A 234-nucleotide genomic window follows, 5' to 3' on the forward strand; every position below is an offset into this window, starting at 1 on the left:
TCCAATTCTTTCGCTGTTTCCGGTTTTGGGTGCTCTTCTTTTAATTCATCTGTTGTTTCCCATGTCTCTTCGGTTTCTTTCTCTTCACCCACGCCTTCCACTTGTGGTTTCTCTACTTTTGGATCCTGTAATTTCTCTTCTTCCTCTTCTTCCTCTTCTTCCACTTCTTTCGCTGTTTCTGGTTTTGGGTGCTCTTCTTTTAATTCATCTGTTGTTTCCCATGTCTCTTCGGTT

At 41.9% G+C, this 234-nt stretch carries 1 pseudogene; it reads right to left on the reverse strand.

What is annotated here, in order from left to right:
• Window positions 1–234: pseudogene (locus MR056_RS22145) on the reverse strand (hypothetical protein); the annotation flags it as partial.

The sequence above is a fragment of the Bacillus cereus group sp. BfR-BA-01360 genome (assembly GCF_022663595.1).
GTDB lineage: Bacteria > Bacillota > Bacilli > Bacillales > Bacillaceae_G > Bacillus_A > Bacillus_A cytotoxicus.